The organism is Acinetobacter terrestris (assembly GCF_004331155.1).
GTDB classification, from domain to species: domain Bacteria; phylum Pseudomonadota; class Gammaproteobacteria; order Pseudomonadales; family Moraxellaceae; genus Acinetobacter; species Acinetobacter terrestris.
The window spans coordinates 117,097-126,065 of record NZ_SJNZ01000007.1 but is presented as its reverse complement, the minus strand read 5'-3'; the positions used below and the strand labels follow the sequence as shown (position 1 = coordinate 126,065).

The window sequence follows — 8,969 nt, the reverse complement described above, 5'->3', positions numbered from 1 at the left end:
TGATGGCTGATGGCTGATGGCTGATGGCTGAAATTATTAAAAATTTAGAAAAATAAAAATATGAATTGAATATAAAATAGACAAAATTTATCAAGCTGCTATTGTTGCATGTATAAAAATAAAATCTGGTTAAATTGAATAATGAATCAAAACAATAAGATTTTGATTGCCGCAAGTCTGGCAAATGGTGGCTGTTTCTCGATGATTTTGCCCATACTTGCACCTTTGGTGCGTCAAATGAAAATGACAGAACTGCAAGGTGGAGCTTTGATATCGGCAGGTGCACTGTTGATGGCAATAGGGGCAATCTATATTTCTAAACAGCAAAATAAATACAGTATTTATAGCTTATTAAGTGTCGGTTTTATCGGTATGACCCTCACTTGGGGTTTATTTACTGCAGTTTTGGCTTATGGGCTTGAATATCATCTTGCTACGATGCTGCTGTTTACCTTGTTATTGTTGGCTCGGGCAAGTATGGGCATCTTTATGGCGATGCCGCAAATTGCTTTACAAACCTATGTCATGACCAAATATACCCAAGAACAAGAGCGCAGCCAGACCATGTCCAAGTTTGGTGCATTAAATAGTGCAGGTTTGGTACTCGGCCCATTTTTAACGACACTTTTATTGGCATGGGGCATGCTGACGCCGTTATGGGTTGCCTTTATTATTTTTGCGTTAATTAGCTTATATATTGTGCTGAAATTTGACCGCAAGGAAACTGGATTTTCTGATACTTCTGGACAGACTATAACAGCTGAAAGCACGACATCTACCCACAACCAAGCATTTTCTTTGCGTAACAGTATGGGGTGGTTTGGATTAGGATTTAGTCTCTATATTGCGATTGTCACTGTAAATCTAACCGCGGGTTTTTATATACAAGATCAATTTCAAATTTCGACTCGGCAGAGTGCAACTTATTTTGCCCAATGTTCTTTAATTGCCGGAATATCCTTAGTGATTATGCAAATGGCGATTTCCAGATTTCTACAATGGTCCGTGCAGCGCTTATTGTGGATTGGACTGATCTGTATGATGCTGGGCTTGCTGATCTCCATTCAAACCACACATGTTCATATTTTTCAAAGTGCTTATGTTCTATATGGTGTGGCTGTGGCTTGCCTAACTCCTGCATTTACTACAGGTGCTGCCCAATCTGCACCACAGCATTTACAGGTTAAAGTTGCCAGTTTTTGTACTGCGACACAGGCTTTGAGTTTTGTATTTGGGCCATTGGTCAGTACCGGTTTGTATCAGTGGCATAGTGATTATCCATTTTACTTGTTAATGATCATGTTTATGTTGCTTGCCGTTTATTTCCTGCTTTATCAAAAGAATATGCAGCCATCTTCAGTTTCGGTATGAGGCTATTTTGCAGTATTTATGCAGTTATAGTTCCAGGTTGGTTTTTGAAGATTTATCGATAACGCAACAAGGTTAGTGACACGATTTAAATATAAAAAAGCTGAATATAATTCATGGTTGGGTGAATATTACTAAATCAACACATCGAGAAAATTAATATCATTCATGCTTTAATAAGGTGATTGAATTTAAAGTGATTTGATGTGTGTTCTTAAAGCCTTCTACGCCCGTTGTTCCGACACTTGCAGGGGATTATCCTGAATGGCATCGCGGACGCGAGCATTTTTCGTTATGGTATATCGAAATTGAGCATCCAGAATTATTGGATTATTTACATCAGCTGCGTTCGGTTTTTTCAGATTTTTTATACACACCCAATACCCGCCAATTTCACATCACTTTATTTATTTGTGGTTTTCTCACTGAACAAAACCCAGTTTGGGATGATGATTTTTGCATTGCAAAGATGCGTCAACATATCCGACATTTAACAGAGAATGCTCGAAATAAAATTCAATTAAAAACAGGCCGTATCAACAGTTTTGAAAGTGCCTTATTTGTCGAAATTATTGATGAAAATGGCATTCTTTTAAAATTGCGTCATTTACTTGCACAAAGTTGCGATGAAATTGCACCGCTCGAGTATTGTCCACATCTTACTTTAGGTTTGTATCATCAAGAGTTCAATAGTGATTTAATTTTTAAATGTATCAACAGCATCGAACAAAAAAGCTTTGAGTTTTCAGTCGACCAACTGACTTTTGGCACATATGACGCAAAAATATTGCAAGGTCAGCTCTATCCATTTTATCAATTTCAACTGGGTGACGTATGATGCAACTCATTTTAGGCGGCGCACGTTCTGGTAAAAGTCGCCTTGCGGAACAAATTGCAAAAGATTCAGGTTTGGCGGTCACTTATATTGCCACCGCACAAGCGTTCGATGCCGAAATGCAAGACCGGATTTATCATCATCAAGCGCAACGTCCAAAGCACTGGACTGTGATTGAAGAGCCATTATATCTGGCCAATTGTCTAATCGAGCTTGATCAACCCAATCAAGTGATTCTGGTCGATTGCTTAACCTTGTGGATGAGCAATTTGTTGATGCATGAAAATCCTGACTTACAGATGCAGCAATGCCAACACCTGCTGGATATTTTACCGATATTAGAGTCAGACGTTATTTTAGTCAGTAATGAAACCGGCCTAGGCGTGATCCCGATGGGCGAGATCAGCCGCAAGTTTGTCGATGAGTCGGGGCGTTTGCATCAACAGTTGGGGCAAATTGCCGATAAAGTTGTGTTTTGTGTTGCGGGTTTTCCCATGATTTTAAAAGGAGCGAAAGAATGAACTGGTGGTTGGATGCGTGTAAAACGCCAAGTGTAGAAGCAAAAAAACAGGCGGAAGAACGTCAATTACAACTGACTAAACCAACAGGCTCATTATCTGAACTTGAAAATACCGCGGTGCAACTGGCAAGTTTGCAAGCAAATCCACGTCCCCATGTAGACCAGCCCTGGATCACGATTTTTGCCGGTGATCATGGTGTGATGGAAGAAAATATTTCTGCCTATCCACAGGCTGTGACGCGTCAAATGCTGCAAAACTTCACCACGGGTGGCGCTTGTATCAGTGTAATTGCCAAAGAATACAATGCCAAATTACAAGTGATTGACTGCGGTTCTGTGGGTGAGGCCTATGAATATGCTGGCGTAGAACGTCATTGTATTATTCCGGGAACAGCTAACTTTGCCAAACAGCTTGCCATGACTGAAGCTGAATGTATTGAAGCGATGAATCTGGGGCGTAAAAGTGTAGAAGATGCCGTGGCCTATGGTGCATCGATTTATGTCGCAGGGGAAATGGGCATTGGCAATACCTGTTCTGCCTCAGCAGTGGCCTGTTTTTTACTGGATGAGCCTGCAGAACAGCTCACTGGTGTAGGTACGGGTATTCGTGAAGCACAACTGATTCATAAAAAAAATGTCATTAACCAGGCCATTGCTTTACACCAAGATTATGTCGCTCAAGATGCTTTTAAAGCCCTTTGCGCGGTAGGTGGTCTGGAAATTGCAGCAATGACGGGTGCCTATGTCCGCTGTGCACAGCTCGGTTTGCCTATGGTGGTTGATGGCTTTATTACCACAGTTTCAGCACTTGCAGCGGTGCGTTTAAATCCTGCAGTTCGTGAGTGGATGCTGTTTGGACATCAATCGGCAGAATATGGACATCGCCGTTTATTGGAACAACTGAATGCCAATCCATTACTCAAACTGAACTTGCGTTTAGGTGAAGGCAGTGGTGCAGGGGCTGCTTTAGGTGTAATTAAGCTGGCATGTAGCCTGCATAACCACATGGCCACTTTTGCAGAAGCAGCCGTGATTGGCGAAAAGGTTTAATCCTAAAAAGTATTCAACAGGATATTGAACATGTTAAAGATTGATCTGCTTCGTCATGGTGAAACGACTTTAAGTCATACCTTGCGCGGTTCTACAGATGACGATTTAACCGAATTGGGTTGGTCGCAGATGCAGCAAAGCATAGATCAGTCTTGGCATGCTAATAAGCCCAATTCTATGCAAAAACAGGTGCAATGGGATGTGATTTTTAGCTCGCCCTTAAAACGCTGTCGTTTATTCGCAGAATCAGTCGCAGAGCAAAAGCAGCGACCTCTCTTTTACGATGCCGGTTTGCAAGAAATGCATTTTGGCGATTGGGAAGGTGTATCGACCCAAGTTATTTATGAAAATGAGCCTGAATTACTGGCGAATTTTTGGCAACAACCGACTCAATTTACCCCACCCAATGCAGAAAACATGCAGGAATTTTATCAACGCATCTTCAAGAGTCTTGAACAGATGCAACAACAGATGCTGGAAAATGAATGGCAGCATGCTTTGGTGGTGACCCATGGTGGCGTGATTAAGCTTTTAAAATGTATGGCTTTGAATCATTCACTGGATGAAATTTTAAAAATGACAGCAGAATTGGGACAACTCAATTCCTTTGCAATTCATGAAGATTCTTCTATTCATTTGTACGAGGAATTGCCGCAATGACACCATTTTTTATCGCTTTGCAGTTTTTAACCATATTTCCTGTTCAATTGAAAGAAATGCCGAGCAAACAGCAAAATGGTCAATCTTTACTGTTTTATCCACTGATTGGTTTGATGATTGGTGCAATTTTATTTGCTATCGCCATGCTGTTGCATGCATTGCCGGTCATCTTGCTAAGCAGTCTGATTTTAGTGGTCTGGATCTGGCTGACGGGTGGTTTACATCTGGATGGTTTAGCAGATACTGCCGATGCTTGGGTCGGTGGTTTTGGTGATAAAGAACGCACTTTAAAAATCATGAAAGACCCGAGCTGCGGGCCAATTGGGGTTTTGAGTTTAATTATTCTGTGCTTAATTAAATGGTCAGCACTATATGTACTATTAGAAAAACAACTCTATTCAGCCCTGTTTTTATTTCCGATATTAGGTCGTTTAGCCCCCTTATTTTTATTTTTGACGACCCCATATGTGCGTGAAAAAGGTTTGGGATCTTCAATTGCAGAATGTATTCCTAAAACGGGTTCAGTAATCTTATCTGCCTTGTGTCTGGTTGCAGCTGCATATTTTGCATGGGTAGGTGTTTTGACTGTAATGATATTTATAGCGACCTTAATCTATTTGCGGCATAAATTTATACAGCGAATTGGCGGCATTACGGGCGATACAGTTGGGGCAAGTATTGAAATTTGTGAGGCTGTAAGTCTTTTGAGTTTTGTGATGAGTTTATTTTATTTGAATTTTTCATAGCCTAGATTATTGCTTAAATGAGATTCTATTTATGAGATTTTTTAAACAAAATTTGGATGAATAGCTTCCAGAATTAAGATTTTTAATAGTTAATTTAAGAAAAATAAAATTAAGAATAATATGAATATTTTTAAAATATTCACATAACAAATTAAGTAAAAAATATCTTTTGTGTAAAAATAATATTGAGAAATTTATAAAAAACTCTCATCAAAGGAATATTTTTAGTAGAAAATAGCTTTAAATTTAATGTTACATAAATATACATTTATTTAATTTATCCAATTGAATCATAAAATTTATTTTTTAAATATTTAATTTTAAACATGTTTCTTTTGTTATTTTTTGTGATCAATATACCTAGTTCTAGTGATATCAATCTCATTTTATTTCCCTTTTAATCGTCAGTAATCATTTTGATTAAATTCGTGGTACGGATGAAGGGATTGAATATGAAATTTGCCAACATTTTGTTGATGCTTATTTTGTTGCAATTTTCAGGAAATATTTATTCTGCAAATCAAACTTCTTCAGTGGATGTTGTGACGACTATTCCTGTGAGTTGTCAATTTTCCAATGTCAGTCCACAAATCATTGTTTCTGAAAATGGTGGCGTTGCTACAGGAAATTTTAGTTTGAATTGCAATAAGCAGTTTGATCTGAAATTCAGTGCCAAGTCTTTGGAGGATGGCGATCAGACAACTTCTGTAAAAGCAGCAAATGGAACTAAGTTGAATACGGTCGTCAAAGTAAATTTTCAAGGGAATACATTTGAGTTAGACAGGATTAAGCAGATTTCTGTACTGGACCCATCGAGTTCTGAGCTAGGAACAATCAGTATAAATTTAGCCAGTCCAGTTCATGCAACTACACCTGCTGGGGTTTATCAGGATGTATTGTATTTGGATGCAACTTTTTAATCACTCATTTAATGAGAGAAAAATAATGAAAATATTAATAAAAACTGCTGTATTTACCGCAGTGTTACTGGGGAGTAGCTTGACTCAAGCTGCAAATACTACAGCCAGTATACCTATGGGGTTGGAAGTGCCAAAAAGCTGTTCATTTTCTGATGTAAGTTCAGGAATAGTGCTTCCAGAAAATGGTACTGAAGCTCAAGGTTCTTTTACATTTTCCTGCAATATGGATGGTGGCTTTGATTTAAGTACTTTCCTGGATTCAGTTAATAATACTGGGCACCCATCAGTGGTAAATAGTGAAGGTGTATCCCTTCCAATAACGGCAACTCTAACAAGTCCGAGTTATTCACGCTCTTTGGACAATGCCAGTTCAGGACCATGGATTCAGTTTATAAGTGGTTGGTTAAACAGCAATATTAAATCCACTATTAAAGCAAAATTAGTTAATCCAACAATAGCTACAACACCTGCAGGCATTTATACAGACACGTTCCGTGTGAATGTTAATTATTAATATTTTATGAAAATAATTAAAGTGAACAATCTTATGAAGATATTCATAAAATATGCTGCAATTTTAGCAGCATTATTGGGGAGTGGCTTGACTCAAGCTGCGAATACTACAGCCAGTATTCCTATGGATTTGGAAGTACCAAGAAGTTGTACGCTTTCAAATGTAAGTTCTTCAGTTGTTGTTCCAGAAGATGGTAGTGAAGCAACTGGTAGTTTCACGATGATATGTAATATTCCTTACTTTACCTTTAGGATCACAACGGATTCTTTAGATCAGGGGACTTTACAACTCAGAAGTCCGAATGGTAATGCGTTGCCAATGAACATTCGTGTGAATTATTCAGTGGGCGGTACTATATTTAATAACGAAACAAATCTGGAATCTTCGACTAGAGATTGGTTTACGAATCATGGGACAGTCGGAACACCCATTGGCGCGATTCTCAAATTTAAATTAACTAATCCTACAACTGCAACAACACCTGCAGGCATTTATACAGATACATTCCGTGTGAATGTAAATTATTAATTTTTACTTCAACTTAAAAACAAACGAGAAAAAACATGAAAACATTAACAAAAATTACTTTAGTTACAATCGCTGCTTTATCGAGTGCTTTAACTCACGCGGCTACAACATCTGCAAGTATTCCAGTCAGTTTGACTATTACAGAAAAATGTACCATCAGTGATGTGTCAACCAATATTGCTATTCCTGATGATACAACTAGTGGTACAGGTGCTTTTAAAGTGACGTGTAATACACCGTATAGTATTAGCACTAGCACTACCAATACTTCAGATGCAACCACTTTTGTTAAATCTACAACAAATTCAAGCCATAAATTAAATACAAATATCACCGTAGATTTAAATGGTACAGCTGTTCCTGTAAATGTAGGTACAGCATTGTCTCAGCCTGGTTTAACTGTAGATACTTATAACGTGAATGCTGCACTTATTGCTGCTGTAGTGTCGACTACCCCAGCAGGTACGTATAACGATACTTTAAATATTAGTGTGGATTACTAGTTTTAAAGTTTCATTGAGTATTAAATCATGAAAAAAATATTCTTAGCGATCACCGCTCTTATGATGGGATGTCATGCATTTGCTGCTACAGCAACATCATCTATTCCCATGAGTGTGGAAATTGCAAAACAATGTACTTTTTCCAATGTGGCTTCTGAAATTATTTTAAAAGAAGATGGTTCAGATACGACTGCAGGTTATACAGTAACGTGTAATACACCCTATAGTATTTCTACTGATAATGCGAAATGGTATGAAGGTTGGTATTCGTATATTTCCAATGCTCAAAATGAGTGGTTAAAAACAGGTGTAGGCACTCGTGCGGTTCGCGATAATACGTTAGTAACCTTACATGCAGGAACAGCATTAGCTAGACCCGGTTATTCTGTTGATGACTATGAGGTTAGCATTCATGTTTCTACGCCTATCACGGCAACGACTCGTGCTGGTGTATACACTGATACTTATTTAATTAATGTATTTTACTAAACCATAAATTTTTAAAATCGCATGAAAGGTAAGCCATTTATCTTTTATGCATTCTTAATTGCCATTCTAAAAATATTAATTTGTACTGGGGTAAAATAAATATGCGAACTGTGAAAAATACAAGCGGTCTGTTGTTTGCATTATTAACATTAATACAGCCAGAAGCTCATGCAGATCTGACCATTTCACCCGTTCAATTATATATTTCTGGTGATCGTCAACAACGAAGTACAACGGCAACACTGAATACCAAAGGGGAAAAAACGGATCGTACTTACGAAATTAGTGTATTTCGGTGGACTCAAGATGAACAAGGTAACGATATTTTAACACCAGATGCAGACTTGGTGGTGAATCCCAAGGCTCTTATTTTATTACCAGACAGTAATAAAGTGATTCGATTTGGATTTCGCCAATCCATCGCAGCCATGAATTTAAAACAAGAAGAAACATGGCGAGTTAAATTTAGTGAAATTCCATCGCCATTACAAAAAACCGGGATGAGTATTGCTTTAAATTTTAGTGTTCCTGTATTTGTGGGTAATGGTTTTCAACCTGACATGTCCTTTCATTTTGTTAAAGATGAAAAAAATAATACTGTTTTAATGGCTAAAAATAATGGTAAAGCACATTTTCAAATAACAAAATTCAGTATTCAAGATGCCTCAGGTAAAGTATTAAAAGACATTGATACTATGAAATATATTTTGCCGGATCGCCAAGTGTCTATTCCTATGGATGGATTTAATACGACATCTATTAAAGAACTAAAGTTTGTAATGGCATCCAACGCTTCTAAAAATTCCGTGATTTATGATATTACGGAGAATTAAAGC

12 protein-coding genes are annotated in these 8,969 nt (G+C 37.9%); all 12 read left to right on the top strand.

Annotated features, from left to right (window positions below; genetic code table 11):
- Positions 1 to 141: 141 nt before the first annotated feature.
- The 12 genes from E0H81_RS05960 (at position 142) to E0H81_RS05905 (ending at position 8,966) form a co-directional block, all read left to right on the top strand.
- Positions 142 to 1,371: an MFS transporter gene (locus E0H81_RS05960; RefSeq protein WP_131317361.1), complete on the top strand. Its 1,230-nt coding sequence runs from the start codon at positions 142 to 144 to the stop codon at positions 1,369 to 1,371.
- A gap of 205 nt (positions 1,372 to 1,576) precedes the next feature.
- Positions 1,577 to 2,206: a 2'-5' RNA ligase family protein gene (locus E0H81_RS05955; protein ID WP_131317359.1), complete on the top strand. Its 630-nt coding sequence runs from the start codon at positions 1,577 to 1,579 to the stop codon at positions 2,204 to 2,206.
- Positions 2,203 to 2,724 (top strand): bifunctional adenosylcobinamide kinase/adenosylcobinamide-phosphate guanylyltransferase, encoded by a 522-nt coding sequence (gene cobU, locus E0H81_RS05950; protein ID WP_131317357.1) that lies wholly within the window; start codon positions 2,203 to 2,205, stop codon positions 2,722 to 2,724. The genes E0H81_RS05955 and cobU overlap by 4 nt, the downstream gene beginning before the upstream one ends.
- A complete protein-coding gene (gene cobT, locus E0H81_RS05945) occupies positions 2,721 to 3,773 on the top strand; it encodes a nicotinate-nucleotide--dimethylbenzimidazole phosphoribosyltransferase (protein ID WP_131317355.1) in 1,053 nt (350 codons plus the stop codon). The genes cobU and cobT overlap by 4 nt, the downstream gene beginning before the upstream one ends.
- 30 nt (positions 3,774 to 3,803) lie before the next feature.
- Positions 3,804 to 4,433, top strand: coding sequence for a histidine phosphatase family protein (locus E0H81_RS05940; protein ID WP_131317353.1), 630 nt, complete (start codon positions 3,804 to 3,806; stop codon positions 4,431 to 4,433).
- On the top strand, positions 4,430 to 5,179 hold the full coding sequence (locus E0H81_RS05935) for an adenosylcobinamide-GDP ribazoletransferase (RefSeq protein ID WP_131317351.1): 750 nt from the start codon (positions 4,430 to 4,432) through the stop codon (positions 5,177 to 5,179). The genes E0H81_RS05940 and E0H81_RS05935 overlap by 4 nt, the downstream gene beginning before the upstream one ends.
- Positions 5,180 to 5,631: 452 nt before the next feature.
- Positions 5,632 to 6,099 carry a hypothetical protein gene (locus E0H81_RS05930; protein ID WP_131317349.1) on the top strand — a complete coding sequence of 156 codons (468 nt, stop codon included), beginning with the start codon at positions 5,632 to 5,634 and terminating at the stop codon, positions 6,097 to 6,099.
- The gene (locus E0H81_RS05925) at positions 6,086 to 6,613 is read left to right on the top strand and encodes a hypothetical protein (RefSeq protein ID WP_165492594.1); all 528 of its coding nucleotides are present in this window, start codon (positions 6,086 to 6,088) and stop codon (positions 6,611 to 6,613) included. Before E0H81_RS05930 ends, E0H81_RS05925 begins: the two co-directional genes overlap by 14 nt.
- A 6-nt stretch (positions 6,614 to 6,619) precedes the next feature.
- Positions 6,620 to 7,141, top strand: a complete 522-nt coding sequence (locus E0H81_RS05920) for a hypothetical protein (RefSeq protein WP_131317345.1) — start codon at positions 6,620 to 6,622, stop codon at positions 7,139 to 7,141.
- A gap of 35 nt (positions 7,142 to 7,176) precedes the next feature.
- Positions 7,177 to 7,644, top strand: coding sequence for a spore coat protein U domain-containing protein (locus E0H81_RS05915; RefSeq protein ID WP_131317343.1), 468 nt, complete (start codon positions 7,177 to 7,179; stop codon positions 7,642 to 7,644).
- Between the two features lie 27 nt (positions 7,645 to 7,671).
- Complete coding sequence (locus E0H81_RS05910; protein WP_131317341.1) at positions 7,672 to 8,133, top strand: Csu type fimbrial protein; 462 nt, start codon at positions 7,672 to 7,674, stop codon at positions 8,131 to 8,133.
- A gap of 101 nt (positions 8,134 to 8,234) precedes the next feature.
- Positions 8,235 to 8,966: a fimbrial biogenesis chaperone gene (locus E0H81_RS05905; protein ID WP_131317339.1), complete on the top strand. Its 732-nt coding sequence runs from the start codon at positions 8,235 to 8,237 to the stop codon at positions 8,964 to 8,966.
- Positions 8,967 to 8,969 lie beyond the last annotated feature (3 nt).

Excerpts from the sequence above, each read along its gene's own strand:
- E0H81_RS05960 (WP_131317361.1), top strand. The coding sequence starts at position 142 with ATGAATCAAAACAATAAGATTTTGATTGCCGCAAGTCTGGCAAATGGT.
- cobU (WP_131317357.1), top strand. The coding sequence starts at position 2,203 with ATGATGCAACTCATTTTAGGCGGCGCACGTTCTGGTAAAAGTCGCCTT.
- cobT (WP_131317355.1), top strand. The coding sequence starts at position 2,721 with ATGAACTGGTGGTTGGATGCGTGTAAAACGCCAAGTGTAGAAGCAAAA.
- E0H81_RS05940 (WP_131317353.1), top strand. The coding sequence starts at position 3,804 with ATGTTAAAGATTGATCTGCTTCGTCATGGTGAAACGACTTTAAGTCAT.
- E0H81_RS05935 (WP_131317351.1), top strand. The coding sequence starts at position 4,430 with ATGACACCATTTTTTATCGCTTTGCAGTTTTTAACCATATTTCCTGTT.
- E0H81_RS05930 (WP_131317349.1), top strand. The coding sequence starts at position 5,632 with ATGAAATTTGCCAACATTTTGTTGATGCTTATTTTGTTGCAATTTTCA.
- E0H81_RS05925 (WP_165492594.1), top strand. The coding sequence starts at position 6,086 with ATGCAACTTTTTAATCACTCATTTAATGAGAGAAAAATAATGAAAATA.
- E0H81_RS05920 (WP_131317345.1), top strand. The coding sequence starts at position 6,620 with ATGAAAATAATTAAAGTGAACAATCTTATGAAGATATTCATAAAATAT.
- E0H81_RS05915 (WP_131317343.1), top strand. The coding sequence starts at position 7,177 with ATGAAAACATTAACAAAAATTACTTTAGTTACAATCGCTGCTTTATCG.
- E0H81_RS05910 (WP_131317341.1), top strand. The coding sequence starts at position 7,672 with ATGAAAAAAATATTCTTAGCGATCACCGCTCTTATGATGGGATGTCAT.
- E0H81_RS05905 (WP_131317339.1), top strand. The coding sequence starts at position 8,235 with ATGCGAACTGTGAAAAATACAAGCGGTCTGTTGTTTGCATTATTAACA.